This window comes from Adlercreutzia sp. ZJ138 (assembly GCF_011038935.1).
Classification (GTDB): Bacteria; Actinomycetota; Coriobacteriia; order Coriobacteriales; family Eggerthellaceae; genus ZJ141.
This window is the reverse complement of sequence record NZ_JAAKEA010000005.1, coordinates 14,483-35,686: the sequence shown is the minus strand read 5'-3', so window position 1 is coordinate 35,686 and position 21,204 is coordinate 14,483. Positions and strand designations below refer to the sequence as shown.

The 21,204-nt window shown below is 54.7% G+C and carries 18 protein-coding genes and 2 tRNA genes; 1 reads left to right on the top strand and 19 read right to left on the bottom strand.

Annotated elements, in window-relative coordinates; translation table 11 throughout:
- Positions 1-81: 81 nt before the first annotated feature.
- The 6 genes from ilvD to G7Y43_RS03350 all read right to left on the bottom strand — a co-directional run bounded on the left by ilvD (position 82) and on the right by G7Y43_RS03350 (position 6,012).
- The gene (ilvD, locus tag G7Y43_RS03375) at positions 82-1,755 is read right to left on the bottom strand and encodes a dihydroxy-acid dehydratase (RefSeq protein WP_165044095.1); all 1,674 of its coding nucleotides are present in this window, start codon (positions 1,753-1,755) and stop codon (positions 82-84) included.
- A gap of 399 nt (positions 1,756-2,154) precedes the next feature.
- The gene (locus tag G7Y43_RS03370) at positions 2,155-2,697 is read right to left on the bottom strand and encodes a gamma carbonic anhydrase family protein (protein ID WP_165044094.1); all 543 of its coding nucleotides are present in this window, start codon (positions 2,695-2,697) and stop codon (positions 2,155-2,157) included.
- A gap of 50 nt (positions 2,698-2,747) precedes the next feature.
- Positions 2,748-3,584: a purine-nucleoside phosphorylase gene (locus G7Y43_RS03365; protein WP_165044092.1), complete on the bottom strand. Its 837-nt coding sequence runs from the start codon at positions 3,582-3,584 to the stop codon at positions 2,748-2,750.
- A gap of 141 nt (positions 3,585-3,725) precedes the next feature.
- On the bottom strand, positions 3,726-4,814 hold the full coding sequence (locus tag G7Y43_RS03360; protein WP_165044090.1) for a HemK/PrmC family methyltransferase: 1,089 nt from the start codon (positions 4,812-4,814) through the stop codon (positions 3,726-3,728).
- Positions 4,807-5,877: a peptide chain release factor 1 gene (prfA, locus tag G7Y43_RS03355; protein ID WP_165044258.1), complete on the bottom strand. Its 1,071-nt coding sequence runs from the start codon at positions 5,875-5,877 to the stop codon at positions 4,807-4,809. Before prfA ends, G7Y43_RS03360 begins: the two co-directional genes overlap by 8 nt.
- Before the next feature lie 60 nt (positions 5,878-5,937).
- Positions 5,938-6,012, bottom strand: a tRNA-Asn gene (locus G7Y43_RS03350).
- Between the two features lie 132 nt (positions 6,013-6,144).
- Here G7Y43_RS03350 and G7Y43_RS03345 point away from each other — a divergent pair.
- Positions 6,145-6,219 (top strand) — tRNA-Ile (locus G7Y43_RS03345).
- A gap of 38 nt (positions 6,220-6,257) precedes the next feature.
- Here G7Y43_RS03345 and G7Y43_RS03340 read toward each other — a convergent pair.
- The 13 genes from G7Y43_RS03340 to G7Y43_RS03280 form a co-directional block, all read right to left on the bottom strand.
- The gene (locus G7Y43_RS03340; RefSeq protein ID WP_165044088.1) at positions 6,258-7,937 is read right to left on the bottom strand and encodes a HAMP domain-containing sensor histidine kinase; all 1,680 of its coding nucleotides are present in this window, start codon (positions 7,935-7,937) and stop codon (positions 6,258-6,260) included.
- A complete protein-coding gene (locus tag G7Y43_RS03335) occupies positions 7,925-8,587 on the bottom strand; it encodes a response regulator transcription factor (protein ID WP_165044086.1) in 663 nt (220 codons plus the stop codon). Before G7Y43_RS03335 ends, G7Y43_RS03340 begins: the two co-directional genes overlap by 13 nt.
- Positions 8,588-8,771: 184 nt before the next feature.
- Entirely contained in the window at positions 8,772-9,584 is an 813-nt protein-coding gene (locus tag G7Y43_RS03330; protein WP_165044084.1) for an ABC transporter permease, read from the bottom strand.
- Entirely contained in the window at positions 9,581-10,342 is a 762-nt protein-coding gene (locus G7Y43_RS03325) for a hypothetical protein (RefSeq protein WP_165044082.1), read from the bottom strand. Before G7Y43_RS03325 ends, G7Y43_RS03330 begins: the two co-directional genes overlap by 4 nt.
- An 81-nt stretch (positions 10,343-10,423) precedes the next feature.
- Positions 10,424-11,233, bottom strand: a complete 810-nt coding sequence (locus G7Y43_RS03320) for a lantibiotic protection ABC transporter ATP-binding protein (RefSeq protein WP_165044080.1) — start codon at positions 11,231-11,233, stop codon at positions 10,424-10,426.
- 160 nt (positions 11,234-11,393) lie between these two features.
- Positions 11,394-12,659: an OFA family MFS transporter gene (locus G7Y43_RS03315; protein ID WP_165044078.1), complete on the bottom strand. Its 1,266-nt coding sequence runs from the start codon at positions 12,657-12,659 to the stop codon at positions 11,394-11,396.
- A gap of 227 nt (positions 12,660-12,886) precedes the next feature.
- Positions 12,887-14,338, bottom strand: coding sequence for a bifunctional dTDP-4-dehydrorhamnose 3,5-epimerase family protein/NAD(P)-dependent oxidoreductase (locus G7Y43_RS03310; protein WP_165044076.1), 1,452 nt, complete (start codon positions 14,336-14,338; stop codon positions 12,887-12,889).
- A gap of 101 nt (positions 14,339-14,439) precedes the next feature.
- Positions 14,440-15,465 (bottom strand): dTDP-glucose 4,6-dehydratase, encoded by a 1,026-nt coding sequence (gene rfbB / locus G7Y43_RS03305; RefSeq protein ID WP_165044074.1) that lies wholly within the window; start codon positions 15,463-15,465, stop codon positions 14,440-14,442.
- 124 nt (positions 15,466-15,589) lie between these two features.
- Entirely contained in the window at positions 15,590-16,489 is a 900-nt protein-coding gene (gene rfbA / locus G7Y43_RS03300) for a glucose-1-phosphate thymidylyltransferase RfbA (RefSeq protein WP_165044072.1), read from the bottom strand.
- Between the two features lie 24 nt (positions 16,490-16,513).
- A complete protein-coding gene (locus G7Y43_RS10590; protein WP_206215082.1) occupies positions 16,514-17,383 on the bottom strand; it encodes a hypothetical protein in 870 nt (289 codons plus the stop codon).
- Positions 17,384-17,395: 12 nt separating this feature from the next.
- On the bottom strand, positions 17,396-18,808 hold the full coding sequence (locus G7Y43_RS03290) for a hypothetical protein (RefSeq protein WP_165044070.1): 1,413 nt from the start codon (positions 18,806-18,808) through the stop codon (positions 17,396-17,398).
- Between the two features lie 26 nt (positions 18,809-18,834).
- A complete protein-coding gene (locus tag G7Y43_RS03285; protein ID WP_165044068.1) occupies positions 18,835-20,253 on the bottom strand; it encodes an MBOAT family protein in 1,419 nt (472 codons plus the stop codon).
- Between the two features lie 249 nt (positions 20,254-20,502).
- Positions 20,503-20,850: a hypothetical protein gene (locus G7Y43_RS03280; RefSeq protein ID WP_165044066.1), complete on the bottom strand. Its 348-nt coding sequence runs from the start codon at positions 20,848-20,850 to the stop codon at positions 20,503-20,505.
- Positions 20,851-21,204: the final 354 nt, after the last annotated feature.

Below are 21,204 nucleotides of genomic sequence, written 5' to 3'. Positions count from 1 at the left end.
CTTGCTTGTCGGTTTTGCTGCCCAACCCCCGTGGCGTGCCTATGAGACACGCATCGGCGGCGACAGTTTGATTCTTCTTGCTCACGAGCAATACGCCCCCTTATCTGCTGAAGTGACCATGCGCGCGTACTTGGCGAGCACGCCATGATTGTGCTTCGGTTCGGGTGCCGTCCACGCGGCACGACGGGCTTCGAGTTCTTCGTCGCTGATATTGAGTGTGAGTGCTCCACCCTCAATATCGACAGTTACCAAGTCGCCGTCTTGGATGAGTGCAATGGGGCCACCGGCTGCAGCTTCAGGACTCACGTGTCCAACGGCCGGACCCTTTGTTGCGCCGGAGAAACGCCCGTCGGTAATAAGTGCCACGCTTGACGAAAGACCCATGCCGCAGATAGAGCTCGTAGGCGTGAGCATCTCGCGCATTCCCGGCCCGCCCTTGGGACCTTCGTAGCGAATAACTACCACGTCGCCAGCGACAATCTTGCCGGAGTTGATGGCATCGCACGCTGCCTCTTCAGAATCGAAGCACTTGGCAGGGCCCGTGTGCTTCATCATCTCGGGCGCCACCGCGCTCTTCTTCACGATAGCACCGTCAGGTGCAATGTTGCCGTGCAGCACGCGCAAGGCACCTTGCGGCGAAAGCGGGTTGTCATGCGTGCGGCACACCTCACCGTCGGCCGGCGGACAGCACGCTTCTAGGTATTCGGGCAAAGGACCCATGCACGTAAGCGCACTTTCGTCGAGCAAACCAAGTTCGGCCAGTTCATGCATGACTACCGGCACACCTCCTACCTCGTACAAGTCGGAGAGCGGGCGCGGGCCAGACGGCTGCAGCTTCAACAAGTGAGGCGTACGAGCGCTTGCAGCGTCCCAGTCGTCCATAGTGATGGGATGCCCCGCCTCTTGTGCGATTGCCGTGAGGTGCAGCACGGTGTTTGTGGAGCCGCCAAAGGCCATGTCGCATTCCATGGCGTTGTGAATAGCGGCCGCAGACACGATGTCACGGATGCGCACGTTTTTCTCGAGAAGCTCCATCACCTTCATGCCGGCGTGCTTAGCCAGGCGAATGCGCTCGGAATACACGGCAGGAATGGTGCCGTTTCCGGGAAGCGCAATGCCTAATGCCTCACACAAGCAGTTCATGGAGTTCGCCGTGAACAGGCCCGAGCAACTGCCGCACGTGGGGCACGCGGTGTTTTCGAAATAAGCGAGTTCTTCTTCGGTCATGGTGCCATTCATCACCGCCGCCGCGCCGTCGAACAGCGTGTTCAGGTCGGTGGTGGGGCCGCATCCCCCCTTCTGCTTGCCAGCGAGCATAGGCCCGCCCGACACGAAGACAGTGGGAACGTTCACGCGCAAAGCGCCAAGTACCATGCCTGGCACAATCTTGTCGCAGTTGGGAATACATACGGCCGCATCGAAGGCATGGCCGTTCATGATAATCTCGAAAGAGTCGGCGATAGTTTCGCGCGACACGAGCGAGTAGTGCATACCCAAATGGTTCATAGCAATGCCGTCGCACACGCCAATGGTTGATACCTCGAATGGGACGCCGCCAGCCATATAAATGCCAGCTTTCACCGCATCTGCTATCTTGTCCAGGTTGTTGTGACCGGGGATAATGTCGTTTCTTGAGTTGAATACAGCAATGAGCGGCCGCTTCATCTCCTCATCAGTTACGCCGTCTGCCTTCAACAGGCTGCGATGCGGTGCGCGGGCTACGCCGCATCTGACGGAGTCGCTTTTCAGCTCCATAAGCTTGCCTTCCTTCCCTGCTCGTGTCCATGCCTCCGACACTCTCGCGCCACACCAACACTCGAGCGCTCGCCGAAAACAAAAAATCCCGATGCGCTGCACCAGGACCTCGATCGACTTACCACCCCTTGCGGGCGTGACGGATAACGGAGTCACCGGTTCAGCTTACTTACCATGTGCCATCTGCGGAGATCGTCCACATCGGCACGTGGTGTTCACCCTGAACTGCTCGGAGGGGGCGTTCGGACCGTCCCACTGCCACCTTTCACCATCCGGTGGCTCTCTGCGAATGGGATTGTTCCCTACTCTTCCTCTTCAACGCATTTCATGTATGAACTTGTTGAGCGATAAGTATACTCTTGCAAATTGCGTGCCGCCGTCGGGTTTCGCCAGACGGCATCAATTCGCGCAATCAGCACACTTAGGCGAAGCGAGAACAGCATGACCGGCTTCGGCGAGCTCGCGACCGATGTGCACGTACTCATCGGCATTGCGACGGTTTGTCTCCACTTCGTCAGACGTTAGCTGGCGAACTGGCTTTGCGGGACTGCCTAACGCCAACATGCCATCGGGAATCACCTTCCCGCCGGTCACAAGAGAACCTGCCCCTACGATGCAGTTTGCGCCTACGCGTGCTCCGTCTAAGATGATGGCGCCCATACCAATAAGCGTGTTGTCTCCAACCGTACAACCGTGCACGATAGCACCGTGGCCGATCGTCACGCCTTGGCCCACTATCGTGTCGTGCCCTTCACTCACGTGAAGACACGCCCCTTCCTGTACGTTTGTCCGTTCGCCTACGACAACACGACTCCCTGAATCACCACGCAACGTGGCACCAGGCAGTACCGACACATCCTTTCCCACCGACACATCGCCAATGATGACGGCGGTGTTCGCAATGGATGCCGTTTCGTGTACACGCACGCCGCGCCCATTCATAGATGTCCTCTTTCCTTGCTCGTAGCCGCCCGTACGCAGCACTCGAACGCTTACAGCTGCTCCACGATACCGCAGATCAAGCGACTGAAATCGTCGGCACGCGTTGCAGCTACGTCAATGACTTCTAAATCAGATGGGTTAGCGCCATCAATACCGCAGCCCATATTCGACACAAGCGAGATACCCAACACACGCATGCCCACATGTCGCGCGGCGATAACTTCCTCGCACACACTCATGGCAACCGTGTCGCCGCCCCACGCCCGCAGCATCCTTATTTCCGCTGGCGTTTCAAAACTCGGCCCAAGCAGTCCCACGTACACGCCCTCCTGTACGCGAATGCTATGCGCATTCGCCACGCGGTGTGCAATGGCGCGCAGGCTGGGGTCAAACGCATCGAGCATAGACACGAACCGATCGGCCATGCGCGCTGGGTCTGCGGCCGCTATGGGATTTCGTCCCGTGAAGTTGATCTGGTCGGACATGATGCAGAAGTCGCCCACATGATATGCCGAGTTCAGCGCGCCGGCAGCGTTTGTGGTGATAAGTATGCCTACCCCGAGCTTTTCCATAAGCCACACCGGATACGCCACATCCTGCGAACTCACACCCTCGTAACCGTGCAGCCTGCCCTGCATGGCGAGTACGCACGTGCCGGCAACGTTACCACACACGAACTGACCCACATGACCATTGGCAGTGGAAACTTTCATGTGTGGTACCTCGGCAAACGGAATACGCACTGCATCGGCAATGCTGTCGGCAAACGGGTTCAAGCCCGACCCGAGGATAATGCCGATACGCGGGGTACGACCGTCGAGCCGCTTTTGCAGCACGTTCAACGACGCTTCGAGGTGAGTTTGTAAGACATTTTCTGCAGAGTTCATACTGTGAACCTTCCTCACGTTGCCACTGTGTTGGTATGTGCCGAAATCATGCTCTCAAAAATGCTGGCTCGTGCCGTTTTAGCCTTGCGCAGGGGTGGCGAAATTAATCATCGTATCCCCCGAATGCTTTCCCGCTTGGCACTACGCGGGCTTTCTGCCTGATAGAACGCGCGGACGGCCCGCCAGGTCGACATCTATCGCAAGGTGTTCAAACCCCAGGTCGTACGCATAATCCCGTGCAGCGTCTAGGCAGGTTTCATGCAGCTCAAACGCAAACGCGCCACCCGGTTTAAGCGCGATCATACACCACGCCGCCAGCCGACGAAACACATACAAGCCATCGGGACCTCCATCAAGTGCAAGCGCCGGCTCGAAATCAGAAACCTCACGGGGAATATCGCGTAGCACGTTCGTGGGAACATACGGCGGGTTCGACACAACAAGGTCAAACGATCCCGCAAGATTAACGTCGACGCCTTCGCCCAGATCACACGCGATGATGCCCACACGATCCTGTAGATCAAGCCGCGAAGCATTACGCGTCGCAAGCGACACAGCTTCAGGGGCGATATCGGTCGCAATAACGTGCACATCGGAGCGCTCGTGCGCAAGCGAGCAAGCAATACAGCCTGAACCTGTGCAAATATCGGCTACCAGCAGCGGTACGACTCGGTCCGCTGCGTGCGCTGCATTCGCCGCGTCCAAGGACGCACTGCCGGATAGAGACACACTATCTGACAGTGACACACTGTCAACACTCGTCACCACACCAAGCCCCTGCGAGTCAGCCGCAACTTCACCCTGCAACTTTGCAGCAGCTGCCACCAGCATTGCAGCCGTTTCGTCAGGGGTCATCGTTGAGTCGACAGCACGTCGGCGCGGCTCGGGCGGCAGCATGGCAAGTGCCACGCTGACAAGCACCTCGGTTTCAGGCCGGGGAATAAGCACGCCTGGTTCGACCGCAAGCGTAATGTAGCGAAATGCCACTTCCCCCGTTATGTACTGCAAAGGCTCACCCGCGCCACGGCGCGACACAAAACCGCGCAGTACCGCGCGTTCGTCAGGGGAAAGCGGCCGATCGAAGTTCACGTACAGTTCAACGCGGCTCATGTTACACGCTTCGCAGACGAGCCATTCGGCCGACAACCGCGGGTTTTCGTCGCCCTTGCGCCCCAGATAGCCAACCGTCCAGTCGAGGGCAGCACGGACGGTCCACACGTCGTTAGTCAACGGCCTGTTCCAACTTCCGCGCACGATCGGCTGCCTGCAACGCCGTGATCAGCTCGGATAAGCCCGCGCCGCCCGCTCCCAAAAGCACCCCGTTATACGTGCCGTTGTAGCCAATGCGATGGTCGGTCACGCGGTCCTGCGGGCCATTGTAGGTGCGAATCTTCTCGGCGCGGTCGCCCGATCCAATCTGCGCCAGGCGCTCGGCACCTTCGGCGGCTTGCTGCTCGGCGAGCATCTTCTCGTACAGGCGCGCACGCAGCACGCTCATTGCCGCAATCTTGTTCTGTAGCTGGCTCTTCTGGTCTTGCGACTGCACCACTAAGCCGGAAGGAATATGCGTGATACGCACTGCAGAGTCAGTGGTGTTCACACACTGACCACCGGGACCACCGGCGCGATACACATCAATACGCAGGTCGTTCTCGTTAATTTCCACTTCAACCTCATCGGCTTCGGGCAGCACTGCAACGGTTGCGGTGGAGGTGTGAATGCGACCCTGGCTTTCAGTTTTGGGAACGCGCTGCACGCGATGCACGCCACTTTCAAACTTCATGACCGAGTACACGTGATCGCCCTTCACCTTGAACTGGATTTCCTTGTAACCACCAGCTTCGGACGCCGACACATCCATGGTTTCGGTCTTCCAGCCCTGTTCAGTTGCGAAACGCATGTACATCTTGTACAGATCGCCCGCAAAGATGGCTGCCTCGTCGCCGCCGGCAGCCGCGCGGATTTCCACGATGATGTCCTTCTCGTCAGCCGGATCGGACGGTATGAGCATGAACTTGATATCCTCTTCCAGCTGGGGAAGCCGCTCTTCGATGGAGGCGATTTCCTCTTGCGCAAACTCCTTCATATCGGCATCGTCAAGCATTTCCTTGGCGGCCGATAAATCGTCGGAAGCCTGCACGTACTCGCGCGCCTTCGCCGCCAACGGGCCTTGATTGGCGTATTCCTTAGCTAGGCGGTTGTACTCCTTCTGATCGGCGAGCACCGCAGGGTCACCCATCTTCATTTGAAGGTCCTCGTAGGCTTTGATGATCTTCTCGAGCTTCTCGCGCATTCGCTTCCCACCTTCATATCGCAGCAAAAAGGCTCGTCCGCGGACGAGCCTTATCATGTCTGGCTCCTCGGGTAGGTTTCGAACCTACAACCCTCCGGTTAACAGCCGGATGCTCTGCCGTTGAGCTACCGAGGAATATCGCGCCTCAATCGCGCAAGACTGTATTATAAGCATTCCCCCCTTAAGCGCAAGGGGGAATTTTCGAAAAAATTGCGATTCCTTCTGGCGTTTTCACGGCGGTTCGCTAAAATAGAGCAGCGCGAGCGCGGGCCTGTAGCTCAACGGTGGAGCAGGGGACTCATAATCCTTTGGTTGTCGGTTCGAATCCGGCCGGGCCCACCACATTTCGTCCCGTCGCAGGTGGTTCCTGATAGTTCTTACTATCCCCTTGGTAGCCCCTCTTCCCAGCCCTCCCCTTCCGCTTGCTCTTTCACGCCACAGGCGTCACTTTTTTCGTAGCGCGTACATACCGGAACTTCCATGGTACAACGCGCGCCTCCCAGTGGAGTGTTTTCGAGCGTGAGTTTCCCACCATGCGCACGTACGATGTCGCTTGCAATGGACAACCCTAAACCGTAATGGCCACTTGCGTGGTTGCGATCGGAGCACTCGGTGAAGAAACGCTCGGTAGCATGCGCGAGTGCATCACGCGAGAAGCCCGGGCCTTCGTCCTCTACAACAATGGTAAGCAAACCTGTAGCAACAGCAGGCGCAATAACCAAATCAACGACATCAGTTTGTACGTTTTCGGTAAGCGAACCTGCGACAATAGCGGGCTCGGTAGCGCTTATGCTCACATGAACCGCTGAGTGCGTTGGCGCATGCTCAACCGCGTTTCCCACTAAGTTCATAACAGCACGCACGAGATCTTCCCCTTCCCCGTCACTTCGCGTTGCGTAGCTTAAAGAAGGTGCCCCAAGATAAGAATATGCTGTCGTCTTCAACCCGCCGTCGATCAAACAGGTAAAATCGAGCGCCACCCCGCGTGTATCGCACAACACACGAGCTTCACGTTCGATAACCTGCACAAACGCCCCAACATCAACAGCGCTCTGCACAGGGTAACTTGTTCGTGATGAAGCGTTTGCCGTGCTGCGCGACACCTCCAGCATCGTTCGTACATAGCTTTCCATGCGCTCCACCCCCAAACGCACACCTTCCACACATGCCCGCTGACTGGCATCGAGATTGCTCTCGGCAAGCAGATCGGTGTTCCAGCGAGCGATGGAAAGCGGTGTTTTCACATCGTGCGCAAGTGCCGCCACCTGTCGGCGTTGTGCCTCGTCGGCGGCCCACTGAGCCTTCAGCGACTCGCTCAGTGCCGCGCGCATGCGATCCATGGCCACCAGCACGTCGTTCACCTCGCGCACAGAGGCAGGTGTCACGGAGAAATCGAGCTCTTGATGCTCGATACGTTCAGCTACCTGAACGAGCGGGCGCATCTTGCGCGAGATCACCCGCGATGCCCGCATGGCCACAAGTACCACTGACAACGCGAACAGCGCGCAATACGCGGCGATGATCAGGTTCTGCGGGTTTGGCAACGCATCGCGCAGTGAACGAGATGCAAAATCGGGCAGAAAATCGTACTGCAACACACAAAGAGAACCATCGGGTAACGTCGCAAACGTGCAGCGGCTCGCGTTACCGTCAAGGCGTATGGTCGTCGCTTCACGCTCGAACACACCCGCACGTTCGAACACACCCGCACGTTCGAGCGCCGAACGAAGCTCACGCACGCCGTCATCGGATAGGTCAGACGCCACGAATGAGCCTTGTTTGTCGAACACCGCCCATCGATAACACGCAGGGGTTTCCGCAGGATCAAGCTGACCGGCCTCAAGCGCTGCCACCGTAGCTTCGACGTTATTCTCAGCATAATTCGCTGTATACACGAGCCCACTGCCATTCATGATGGCGAACGCTCCAAACGCAACTACCAGAAGCACCACCGCCGCCGCAAGCACGTAGGCGAAATACCGCACAATAACAAGCGCCAATGGCATGCCTTGCCGCATCGAATGAGCAGCTTGCCTTTCTCCGTGCGCTACAGCTCCCATTTGTAGCCCACTCCCCACACCGTTGCCACCGGGTTCACGCCACGTTCCTTGAATTTCATACGGATATTGCGCACGTGCGCGGTGATGGTTTCACTACCGGCTGCGCTATCCCATCCGCACGCCTGCTCGAGCAGCAACTCCTTGGAGAACACCTGACCACGGTGACGCGCCATATGCTCACAGATGGCATATTCGGTTGGAGTGAGGTGCACGGCCGCTCCATCCACCAACACTTCCCGAGCCGCAAGGTCAACCCGCACGCGACCGAAATCGAGCGACGCGTGACGTTGGCGATACTCTCGGCGTACATGAGCTGCCACCTTCGCGCGCAACTCGGCAGTACCACAGGGTTTTCGGATATAGTCGTCGGCGCCAAGGCCATAACCCACCACCGCATCGGCTTCCTCCACTTTAGCAGTGAGGAAAAGAATAGGACAATCAACTCGACTGCGAATGCGGCTTACCAGCTCAAACCCATCCATGCCGGGCATCATCACGTCGCAGAGCACCAGATCGAAGCGCGCGAGGTCAAGCGTTTCCACCGACGTCGGGTCGGTAACGCCACGCACCGTATGCCCGTCGCATTTGAGCACGCGATCAAGCACGTCAACGATAGCGGGCTCGTCGTCAATCACCAGTACGTTCGCCACGCATCACACCTCCTTGCCGGTTCTTTCGTCCAATCACGCTTTCTGGGGGCAGGCCATTTCTGCCCGATACACCACCCAGACGCTTCCCTGTATGCTTGTTAGTATACGTGCCGCCAAGACAGTATGGCCCTTCTCAGCTGTAGGCTCATCTGTGTCAAACCACTCGGCGCCTGCAGCCCTCACTTCATTCCCCACCGCCACGTCGTCCTTCGAAGCGGTTCGCACCACAGAAATAGCATGCAAAAACAAATACAGTACCCACGGCGCAAGCCACGCCGACAACGTTCAGCGCCGCCCACAACGCGCCAATTGCCGCATCACCCGCAAGTGAAGGCGCTATGGAAAGCTCAATGGCAAGCGACGAAAGGCGCGAAGGCCATGCAAAGGGAATAAGCGCCGCGATACCCACCGCAAACTGGCCACTCAACGTGCCCGTTACCAGGCCGTTCGCCAGTCCTCCGAAAAGTGCCGTAGCTGCGATGAAACCAAGTGCACCTACGGCGATGCTGGCATTGCGCCCGAATCGCATCGCAATCCAAAACAACACAACATAAAGAGCAGCACTTCCTACCACAATACCCAGCGCAGCCATCACGCATGCGCCAACCGGAGGCGTCGCACAACCGGCAGCCGCAACAATGCAGAGAAACAGCGTCATCGCGATAAGCGCCGCACCGAACCCCAGCATCAAAAGCGAAGTCACTTTCGCAGCAAGAGCCGCGCGCCGGCAGGGTACGCCCAGCACGTTTGCAAACCTGCCCGCTTCGTGTTCGGCATCCGCCGAAAGCCCGCATGCCAACCCTGCGAGCAACGGTGCACCAGCGCCGAGCAGCTGGAAAAACGCATCGGTGCCAAGCAGGGTATCCCACGCGCTTACCGCGAAGTATGCCCCAGCACACCCGCCGAGTATTACTGCAAGCACCACATGAAGCGCCACTAATGACGAGCGTCGTAGTTTTACAACCTCTGATCGCAAAGCACGAATAAACGTCATCATGCCGCCTCCCTTCCTTCGAACCACTTCGCACCAGCAACCGACAGCACGACAAAGAACAACACAGCCACGGCGATGCCCGCTACCGCTTGCCAACCGAACACACCCAGCGCATCGCCAGCGGCAAGCGGTATACCCGATGGCTCCACACCAACAAACGGAGCAACCGCGCAAAGTAACGTTGCCGGTGGGAACAAAAACCACAATTCTCCTGTCCACATGCTGATTCCTACGCCAATTTGCAGAAGAGCGGGCACAGCGATACCCGCAAGCGTGCCAAACCGCATGGTAAGCGCCAACCCTACCGGCACCATCCAAGCCGATGCAATGGTGAGAATAGCAACAGTCGCAAGCCCTTCAAGTAATGATGGCGCACTGGCACCCAGAAGCGTTGTCGCAACGGAAGCAACATATACCACTGTGTTTGCACCCGCCACAAGTACGAGCGCATATGCGACTTTCGCCCACCACACACGTGCAAGCTGCACTGGCAACCCCAGCACGGGTTTCAGCTTCTGACGTGCATCAATGCCCGCAATCGATGCCGTTATGAGCGCGCATGCGACCGGCAGCATGAGCGAGTACCACCAGTTCCATCCGTAGGTGGAAAACGAACCAACAGCACCTCCACCAAACGCGCCACCCGCCATCATGCCCAGCAAACAAAACGGCAGCGGTGTGAGAACCGCTATTTTACGCGCAGCGCCTCGGCGGCCTTTGAGGGTTTCCGCGCGAAATGTTGCGAGCGCTTTCGTTGCCATAGCCTACTCCCTTCCTCGATTCTTTCTACGATTCTTTTCTCGGTTCATTTTGCGGTTTCCGCGGTTTCCGCAGCTTTTGCCTCACGCAACGGTTTCGTTGGCCGCCTCGTTTTCTTCACGTTCCGCTTTCCCGGGCCCACCTTGCATGCGCTCGCTCACAGCACGGCGACACACGCTCATGAACAGGTGTTCCAGGTCGGTTCCCGGGGCAAGTAAGCCCTCAAACGCCAGTTTCCCTTCGGTTATGATACCCACCTTATCGGCAACGTGTGACACCTCGGCCAGAATATGGCTCGACACGATAACGGATATGCCGCGCTCGGGAAGGGCACGAATAAGATGACGTATGTCCTCGACACCCATCGGGTCAAGGCCGTTGGTCGGCTCGTCTAAAATGAGCAGTTTTGGCTGCCCCAACAGGGCAAGCGCGATACCAAGACGCTGTTTCATACCCATGGAGAATTGCGCGGTGCGCTTCGATCCCGTATCGGTTAAGTCAACCATACGTAACACGTCGTCGATCCGCGCTTCAGGAATGCCCAGCATCATGGTGCGCACCCGCAAGTTCTCGCGCGCGGTGAGGTTGGGGTACAGCGGTGGATTTTCGATGAGCGCCCCAATACGGTACAAATCAGCACGCTGCCACGGATGCCCGTCGAAGATAATGGTGCCAGACGTGGGGTGAAGCATGCCTGCGATCATCTTGAGTGTGGTTGACTTTCCTGCGCCATTTGGTCCGAGCAGGCCATAGACCACGCCTTCAGGCACGTGCAAGCTCACACCCTGAACTGCGTAGGTAACGTCAGAGTTGTGTTCGCTATTGCGACTAAGACGACAGGCACGACGTCCGAAACGCTTCGTGAGATTTCTCGTCTCGAGCACGTTTCCCATGATAAATTCCCTTCTCTCGCTTCCGTATGCATACAGCTTAGGAAGCGTTTCTCAAGGAATTCTCAAGGACGCGGCAGTTTTTTGATTCGCTGGGGCTCATGGCTCAAATGGCCCCAGCGATGTAGCGCATGCAAAGACAATCAGCTACGCGCACAATCGGCTACGCGCGGTTCATGCTTTCTTTCGGACGATGGATAAAGAACGACACCACCAATGCGGCAAGCGCGATACCGAGAAACACCCAGAACGCTTGCAGATAGCTGCCCGAACCCATTTGTGCCGCAGCCAGAACCTGCGGGCCAATAACAGCGGCGGGGATCATCTGGCAGGTGGCGATGGCGTAGTTGATACCAAAGTAGCGCGTGCCATAGAACGTGCTTACCATAGTTGACATCGTACACATATTGCCGCCGTACATGAGACCCAGCAGCACGAACCCCACTACCAGTAGCGGGAAGCTACCAACGCTCATAGCAATTGCACAGCAGAGCATACCAACTGCAAAGGCAATAGACACCCATAAAAGCGACACGCGGTAGCCAAGCTTGTCCCAAATAAAGCCGTTCAGCAAGCGCCCCAAGCCGTTGAAAGCCGACACGCTACCCATGGCCGCAGTGGCCATCAGCAATGCGGCGTCGCCCGTTTCGCCTCCGGTAGCGCCCGACGCAGAACCAAGCAGCTCCATTGCAGCCGGCACTGCTTGGCTGATCAGCGCCAAGCCGCCGCAGGTGACGAGCATCAGCCACAGCATGAACACCCAAAACGACGGCGTTTTCATCATCTGGGTGCCACTCATGTCAACCGCCGACACGATGTCGGCCTCGTGTGCTTTCGCCATCAGCGGCTTCACGTACTCTTCGTCGGGAAGGCGCATAATGAGTGCGCCAACAGCAACGATGATGGCAAATGCCACACCAAGCACCCCAAGCGTCATGCGCCACCCAAGCGCGCCGAGCATAGCGGTAACCGCCGGGCTTAATACCATGGTGCCCATACCGAACCCCATAAGCATCGCGCCGTTTGCAACGCCCTGCCGATCGGGGAACCATTTGAGCGTGGCACTCATGACGCAGTCGGCACCAAGCCCCACGCCCGTACCCACCAGCACGCCGTAAGTAAGGTAGATGTGCGGCAACGTTTCCGCGAACGTCGAGGCAACAAAACCAATGCCGATACATGCGGCGGTTGCCAACAACAGCACGCGCGGCGAGAATCGCTGCTCGAGCACGCCAGCTACCAGCATACCCACACAGAAGGTGATGATAGACAACGTGAAAATAACCGACGTTTCGGAGCGCTGCCAGCCGAATTCGGCTTCAAGCGGCTCCACAAATAGTGACCACGCGTAGATAAGTCCGAAGAACAACAGCAGCACGAACGCAACAGCGAAGTACAGCAATCGATGCGGTGTACGATGACCAACCAACTTTATCTCCTATCCAGCTGAAGTTGAAGCGCCATACGGTGCGTGCCCGCAAGGGCGGTAAACCCAAAATGTTCGTAGAACTCGCGACCTAACCCCTTGAATACATGCCTTTTTCAATCTGGTGTTGTTAACTGGCTGCAAGCACGCGAGCAGCCTTTTTCAATTGGGAAGTCCTATAGATGACTTCCCAATACAAAAGACAAATGAGATAGAAATGGCTTAAAGCACTACAGCGCTTCTGTTTCGTGCTTCACGTATGCTGCTAGCTCGTCTTCCCAGTTAGGCGGGTTGTATCCGGCAGCTTCGATCTTCGACAGATTCAATGCGCTGTGTGTTGGGCGAGGCGCTACCGGGCCATTCGATCCCTGAGCGTACTCATCCGTACTCACCGGCATGACAGCACTTCCATTTCCACACGAAAGGTCGAACACTCGCTCGGCGATATCCTTCCATGAGGCAACGCGCCCCGAACAGGTTAGGTTATATGAGCCATAGGGAGCACCACCGTCAAGTAAGGCAAAGATTGCCTCGGCCATGTCCTGCGTGAACGTTAAGCGCCCGAACTGGTCGTCAACCACCTTCACCTCAGATAACGAATCATCGCTATCGGCACAGCGCTGTGATAGTGCCATCATGGTCTTCACGAAGTTCTTACCGTCGCCGATTACCCAGCTCGAACGGAGGATGTAATGCTTAGGAGCGCTCGCGACTGCAATGTCGCCAGCCGCCTTACTCTGACCGTACACACTCAATGGGGCAAATGGCTCGTCTTCTGTGTGTTCTTCAGCCGTGCCATCGAACACGTAGTCGCTTGACACGTGCACCAATGTGATGCCATGTTCACTGGCAACACGCGCTAGCAACGCCGGCCCTGTCGCATTCGCCTTCCATGCAGCAGTGCGCCCTTCAGGGGTTTCAGCCTTGTCGACCGCCGTGTAAGCACCTGCATTGATGATGGTGCCGTACAAGCTCCAGTCAAAGGCTTCGTATGCAGAAGGATTCGAGAAGTCGAACTCAGCAATATCGGTATACTCAAAACCCGAAAGTCCGCGCTCTTCAGCAAGCTTTCGTACAGCACGTCCCAACTGGCCGTTGCAGCCGGTAACTAACGTTCGTTTCGGTGCCATAGGTGTCACGTCAGCAAGCATGGGATGATTCTTGTCCGCTTCGGAAAGCTCCGCTTCAGAAAGCGGAATAGGCCATTCTATAGCGAGCTCGGGATCAGCCAAGTTCACGAATGTGTAGGTCTTCTTCTGCTCAAGGCTCCAATGCGCATCCACCAAGTAGGTGTAAGCCGTACCGTCTTCGAGCGCTTGATAGGAATTGCCTACACCACGCGGCACAAAGATCGCTTTTGACGCATCAAGCTTGCATGTGAACACCGTACCAAACGTGCTACCAGGGCGAAGGTCTACCCATGCGCCGAACACCTCGCCACATGCTACTGACACAAACTTATCCCACGGTTCAGCATGAATGCCACGTGTAGCCCCTCGGGAAACGTTGAAGCTCACGTTGTTTTGAACCGGACGCATGTCGGGAAGTCCCAGCGCTACCATTTTGGCACGCTGCCAATTCTCCTTGAACCAACCGCGGCTGTCGCCGTGCACGGACAAATCGAGAACCACTAATCCAGGAATCCCAGTTTCTTCGAGCGACAGTTTCTTTTCGTATTCCATGTCGTCCTTTCAGCAAGGCCAAATGAAGCATCGTTCTCAGTGTAGCGAAGTGCGGCTCATCTCATACGCGCAACAGTATTACCCTTAGCATTGCTTCTGTTCTATTGCCCCTGCGCTGCGTATTTTGCCTCGGTAGCGGCCTTTACACCCTCCCACCAAGTACGATTATTTGCATACCATTCAATTGTTGCATCAAGCCCTGCAGCAAAGTCGGTATGGATCGGCGTCCACCCTAATTCTCGGCGAAGCTTCGTGGAGTCAATAGCGTACCTACGGTCATGACCAGGACGGTCACGTACCCAGTCGAAATCATCGGCACTCTTACCCATGCGCTCTAAGATAGAGCGCAGCACATCAATATTGTTCTTTTCGCCATCCGCGCCAATGAGGTACGTCTCCCCAATGCGACCTTTGGTGAGAATAACCCACACCGCACGGGAATGATCGTCGGTGTGAATCCAATCGCGCACATTCAAACCGTCCCCGTAAAGCTTGGGACGAATGCCGCAGAGAATGTTGGTTATCTGACGCGGAATAAACTTCTCGATATGCTGGTACGGACCGTAGTTGTTGGAACAATTCGAGATGGTGGCCTTCACGCCGAACGTGCGATGCCACGCCCGAACAAGCATGTCGGAAGCTGCCTTCGTGGAGCTGTAGGGCGAGCTTGGGCGGTACGGTGTTTCTTCAGTAAAACGCGCAGGATCGTCAAGCGCTAAGTCGCCATACACCTCATCGGTAGAAATATGATGGTAACGCACACCGTACTTGCGCGCCGCCTCCAGCAGGCGATACGTACCTTCAACGTTGGTGCGCAGGAACGGCTCGGGGTTCGCGATAGAGTTGTCGTTATGGCTTTCGGCAGCGTAATGAACAATAGCATCGGTATCCGAAGCAAGCTTGTCAACAAGCTCCGCATCACAGATATCGCCGTGTACGAAGGTCATGCGGTCTTCAGGAATACCTGCAAGGTTTTCTTTGTTGCCAGCATAGGTAAGCGCATCGAGTACCGTTACGTGGACGTCAGGATGATTATCAACCACGTAATGGACGAAATTACTGCCAATGAAGCCCGCTCCACCGGTAACGATGATTCGCTTGGGCTTGAATTCTCCCGTATCGTTCACAGCTGTCTCTCCTTTTTATCGACAACAGTGCGTGTTGAGTGTGACAAGGGATTCATGTGCTATTAGGTGTGACCCTCTGACACACATTGACACACAAGCCCCTCCCCCTGATCTAACTCTTACGCTATCGGTCCTTATGCGGAACAATCTTTCCTTCAGCAACCTTCTGGAGATGCTTGCCGTACACCGATTTGCCGTACTTTTCAGCAGCAGCAACAAGCGCCTCACGCGTGATCCAGCCGTTCTGATAGGCAATTTCCTCAACCACGCTTACCGATAACCCCTGGCTACGTTCCACCGCCCGCACGAATTCGGATGCTTCGAACAAGCTTTCCATGGTGCCAGTGTCTAACCACGCATAACCGCGGCCCAGCGTGACCACGTTCAGCGCGCCTTCCGCCAGATACATTTGGTTCAACGTTGTGATCTCAAGCTCGCCACGCGCGCTGGGCTTCACCTGCTTGGCAAGCTCGCACACGCGGGAATCGTAGAAATACAAGCCCGTAACCGCGTAGTTGCTCTTAGGGTTCTGTGGCTTCTCTTCGATGGACACAGCATTGAACTCTTCATCAAACTCAACCACACCGAAACGCTCGGGATCGTCAACGTGGTAGCCGAACACCGTGGCACCGCCTTGGCTTTCGGCGCGATCGACAGCTGCACGCAGATGGCGACCAAGACCGTTGCCGTAGAAAATGTTGTCACCCAAAACGAGTGCGCAAGAGTCACCTGCGATGAAATCCTCGCCGATAATAAACGCCTGCGCAAGACCATCTGGTGAGGGCTGTTCGGCATAGGAAAGCGATATGCCGTAACGCGACCCATCGCCAAGCAGCCGCTCGAAATTCGGCAAGTCGGTGGGCGTGGAAATGAGCAGGATCTCACGAATGCCAGCCATCATGAGCACCGATAGCGGGTAGTACACCATCGGTTTGTCATAAACGGGAAGCAGCTGCTTCGAGGTGACCGTGGTGAGCGGATACAGGCGCGTACCCGACCCCCCTGCGAGAATTATGCCTTTCATGCAAGCAACCCCTTTGCGAATTGGTTAGTTGTTAAACAGCGGATCATCCATACAGGAATCCTCGGACTGCCCTGCCCCACTGGCAGCACCGCCACTAGCGCCCGCATCTGGAGCGGGTGCAGAGTAAGAAGGCTCTTGATACGAGTAATTGTAGTTGCCAGCATTCCCCGCATTCGCGTTAGCAGCAGCCTCTGCCTGCGCGGCAGCTTCAGCCTGAGCAGCAGCCTCGGCTTCCGCTGCAGCTTGTGCCTCGGCAGCAGCCTGAGCCTCAGCTGCGGCCGCAGCTTCATCAGCAGCCTGCTTTACCGCTTTTTCCGATTCGAGCGTGCTCGTTCCAGCCCCGTTGTCATCAAACGTCAGGTACGCAAGACCGCTCTCAGAATCAATGAGCACCGCAACCTCATCGGCCTCTTCGAACGTCAAGTTGTGAAGAACAACGCGCTCGCCATCAGCGAATTCCAGCGTCATGTCATATTGTGCATTAAACAAAGGGTCGACTATACGATCTGAATCCTCTTCATTTGCTTCAGCATCGGCAGCTTCGCTTGCCTCGGGCTCAGCAGTTGCATTAGAAGCGATATCGCAGAAAACCTTCGCTCGGACGTCGGACTCCCAAGTGTCACCGCTGAGCAAGTTCGTCTCCGCCGTTTCGCTCGTTTCGTCACCAGCGATATCCAGATAAACCGCTTCGATGTTCTTGCCCGTTTTGTTCTCAAAAACCATGCTTAAGGCGTCTTCGGATTCACTACCGATGACAAGCAGCTCTTCAGCAGGCTCGGTTGGTGTCGCAACCTGCGGTTTTTCCGCTTCCTTCGAGCAAGAACTCAGAGTAAATGCGCTAAGCATCGCAACAGACATCACAATGGCAATCACGCCAAAACGCTTCATTTTCACGAAAAACGCTCCTTACCACACTTTATTGGTTTTCTGAACGCAGACTAGTTTACCATCGCTTTCGCATGCGACAACAATATCCGTAACATCATTCAAAAAGCCTTTATCTATGTAAGCTTTGTAACCATAGTCGCTCATATCGCTTGATATGCAAAATGGAACAACCCAGCTCAAACCATCTGACTTCGATAGCCCAACAAACAACTGCTCGCTTTTACCCTCGTATTCGGGAGGAATCTCTCCCGAAACTACGTAGTACGGGCCATCTTCAGCAACCTCTATCCCATTAGGCAATGCTTCCTCTAAGCGTTCGACACCGCTATCAAGCTCAACCATCGGCGCTGGCATAATCGCTGGAGACGAAGACAGGTCCCTCATATGTCGCTGCGCACGCTCCACTAATACACGATCAGCATTGTACGCCCCAACTTGAGTTAGATCATACGGCACCATTTTGCTGAAATAGGCGTTTTCATACACAGTAGCAAGGAAAGGAATCATGTTGATAGCGAAAGAATCGCGGTACGCAAACAGCGTTTTCCCATGACGCTGTTCTGCCGACGCAGTCGAGCGTGTGTTGATCCATCCATCCATTACATCAGAACCCTCAACATATTCCCACAACAAGGAGTCATCGTAGGAATAATCACCTTCAAGCGTCGCCCCTGTCGCATAGAGCATCCCGTCAAGATCTCCCTCATGACTAGCAACCCACTGTCCTTCAATCCCCTCCAGACCAAGAAGCGGATCGCCAACGGAGGTCATGTAAGCCTCGCACGCCATAAGGGCACCTTTCGTGTTCCAATGAGAATCACGCTGGTAATACATCACGTCTTCTTCATTGGCTAAGAGCGATTGAACGTCAAGGTAATTGATCCCGTATTCTTTCAGATACGGTTCAAGCACGTCGAAATTGCTCGACGAAGCTTGAGTATAGTAATAGGGCATCTGTTCAGGATACAGCTCGCTTTTGTTGGCAGGTATCGTAAAGGTAAAGGAAGCACCCTGGGCCTCGCAGTACCCTTGCATTAATGACAGGTTGAACGCGATGTTTCGCGCCGCACGATCCGACAGCAACGCCGAACCGGTGTAATCGGGAATCGTTCCCGCATAGTACAGCCATCCGTTGGTACCAACTACAACGGAATCAGAGGAAGACACACCCAGAACCGTCGAGCGAATACGAGCGTTCGCAGCGACAAGGTTGTTGCGATACGCGAAATGATCCTCGAAGTATGTTCCACAATCAGCAAGGTAGTTGACGTTGAGAGAGCCGTCTTGTACCAATTCCGGTTTTGGTGCAAGTTCGCGATTCTCGGTGCTTTCTTGCGTTGGGGCCCATAGCATTCCAAGAGAAGGAACGAGCACACAAATCGCGCATACCACGACAAATGCACCTTGAACGGCAGCTGGGCAACGAACCATCGCATGCTTCCCGCGCATTGGCCCTCCTAAAACCTAAAGTAGATAAATGGGTTGTACCCACCGCCCGAAAGCGAGAGTACGCACAATACCAGCAGAACAAAACACAACACGAAGCTTATGCATTCGAAGGCAACTTGCCCGCCATGCGACACAACTATGCGCTCCAGTTCATTTTTCACAGGCAATGCTGCAATGCAAGCTACAGCAAACGTAACAAAAAATAGCGGTGTCATCTGCCGCAAAGCAAGCGCCATGGCGGCCGGTTCAAAATGAAACCCGAGCAACATCTGCTGCATCATGAAAAAGCCTTGCTGTATGGTGTCCGCCCTAAACAAAACGAACGCAAACACCACCACAACCATGGTATATGCCCACCCGATGGGCTTTGGTAGCTTCTTAATAGGAACGAATTCCTCCACCAGCAGAAATAGGCCATGAATGGCCCCCCATAGCACGAACGTCCACGCAGCGCCATGCCATAGCCCGCAGCATAAAAACACGATTATCTTGTTCACAGAAGCCCGCAAACGCCCTTTGCGATTGCCACCCAACGGAATATACAAGTACTCTTTAAACCACGTTGACAGAGAAATATGCCAGCGCCTCCAGAACTCTTTTATCGTCGTAGAACTGTAAGGGTATTGGAAGTTTTCCTTGTACGTGAAGCCAAACATGTGAGCCAAGCCAATTGCCATATCCGAATAGCCACTGAAGTCGAAGTAGATCTGAAAGAGATAGGCCAGTGCACCTATCCATGCAACGGCAATATTTATTTCGTCGAATGAAGCCGTAAACACCGCATCAGCCGTTACGGCCATCGTGTTTGCTATGAGCACTTTTTTCGCAAGCCCAACACAGAAGCGTCTAAAGCCATACGCTACACCCTCAAGCGTAATTGAGCGTTCGGTAAGCTGGCTTTCGATGTCGTGATACTTGATAATAGGACCCGCGATAAGCTGCGGGAAAAAAGCGATATAGAGCAGCACATTTAGAAAGTTTCGCTGCGGCTTAACCTCGCCCCGATACGCATCCACAACATACGACATAGCTTGAAATGTGTAAAACGATATACCAATAGGCAGTGCGATATCGGGAACAGGAATACTTGTGCCGATAACAGCATTCAGCGACCCGACCAGCATCCCCGCGTATTTAAACACTCCAAGAAACAGCAGGTTCAGCGAAACCGCAAGGCCAAGAACCACTTTGTGCCTTTTCAAATGAGGCGCATCACTGCAAGATGGAGCAACTCGTAATCCTAACAACCAGTTAATTGTGGCAGACACCAGCATAAGCAAAACATACACTGGCTCGCCGTAGGCGTAAAACAACAAGCTGGCAACAATAAGTGCGACGTTCTTCAAACGCACGCCTGGTAATACAAACACCACAGCAAATACAACCGGAAGAAACACACACAGAAAAACAAGCGAACTAAATACCACTTGATTAACCTCAACTCAAAACTTCAACCTAAGCAATGTTTATCTATGCAATCAGCACCGCTTGATCCAGAATTCACATTCCCCAAAAGCGTACTATGCATGCCCACTTAGACCTTTTCAGTTAAACCCGCCTTTTCTAAGAAAGTGTTCATTTCCTCATAGAGGGCAGCAAACCTGTCAGAGAACTTTGAGCTTCCGTTTACATATGCTTCATATACATCTTGTGGAAATACAGACTTTGACTCTATATTATTCACAAGAATCACCGCCAAGACTCATGAGCCTAGAAACGTTCTCATCGGTCAACTGCAATAAAAAAGACTTAGTCTGAATACCGTCATCATATTTCTTACCGCTGTTCACGAGCGTATGAACAAGCACTTGTCCCATGGTAATCAAGCTAACAAATGCGCTCCCTTTTTCCGATGGACTACTTTCGTTCGCCCGAAGCACTTTGTATTGTTCATTAATGTAGGCTTTGCCAGCTTTCGGCTTGGTACCTGCGAAGACAATACGTTTGTAGAGCATCGCCAAAGAGATTGTCAAAACCACAGCGACAACGATAAAGATTAACGACAAGACCTGATTTGAGCTCATTTAACACAACCTTTTCTAAAGCTAATGAAATAGACGTAGACACCAAGACTCACTTCAATGATTGCAAATATGACATAAGCTCAAGAGAAACCATCTATCACATGAGCACCAAACAACTCCGTACAAACCTCAATAACCGCATAAAACCCGATACCGAAAAAAATCAACAGCAACTTCATTCTAAAATCGCTAACTGGCATCAAGACACTGGTGACCCGCGATCTTAACTCATTTTGATCCGGTGCCCCTATCTCAAATATTCTTGAAACAAAATACGTCATTGAGTATCTTTAATCTCCAAAAAACACCAGCAGAAGCTCCTATTTATAACCGAATAAACTTAGCATAGCAAAA

Bases quoted from the DNA above. Each gene is read 5' to 3' on its own strand.
- G7Y43_RS03370 (WP_165044094.1), bottom strand. From the start codon at position 2,697: ATGAATGGGCGCGGCGTGCGTGTACACGAAACGGCATCCATTGCGAAC.
- rfbA (WP_165044072.1), bottom strand. From the start codon at position 16,489: ATGAAAGGCATAATTCTCGCAGGGGGGTCGGGTACGCGCCTGTATCCG.
- ilvD (WP_165044095.1), bottom strand. From the start codon at position 1,755: ATGGAGCTGAAAAGCGACTCCGTCAGATGCGGCGTAGCCCGCGCACCG.
- G7Y43_RS03320 (WP_165044080.1), bottom strand. From the start codon at position 11,233: ATGGGAAACGTGCTCGAGACGAGAAATCTCACGAAGCGTTTCGGACGT.
- G7Y43_RS03340 (WP_165044088.1), bottom strand. From the start codon at position 7,937: ATGGGAGCTGTAGCGCACGGAGAAAGGCAAGCTGCTCATTCGATGCGG.
- G7Y43_RS03325 (WP_165044082.1), bottom strand. From the start codon at position 10,342: ATGGCAACGAAAGCGCTCGCAACATTTCGCGCGGAAACCCTCAAAGGC.
- G7Y43_RS03330 (WP_165044084.1), bottom strand. From the start codon at position 9,584: ATGATGACGTTTATTCGTGCTTTGCGATCAGAGGTTGTAAAACTACGA.
- G7Y43_RS03365 (WP_165044092.1), bottom strand. From the start codon at position 3,584: ATGAACTCTGCAGAAAATGTCTTACAAACTCACCTCGAAGCGTCGTTG.
- G7Y43_RS03310 (WP_165044076.1), bottom strand. From the start codon at position 14,338: ATGGAATACGAAAAGAAACTGTCGCTCGAAGAAACTGGGATTCCTGGA.
- prfA (WP_165044258.1), bottom strand. From the start codon at position 5,877: ATGCGCGAGAAGCTCGAGAAGATCATCAAAGCCTACGAGGACCTTCAA.
- G7Y43_RS03280 (WP_165044066.1), bottom strand. From the start codon at position 20,850: ATGAGCTCAAATCAGGTCTTGTCGTTAATCTTTATCGTTGTCGCTGTG.
- G7Y43_RS03290 (WP_165044070.1), bottom strand. From the start codon at position 18,808: ATGGTTCGTTGCCCAGCTGCCGTTCAAGGTGCATTTGTCGTGGTATGC.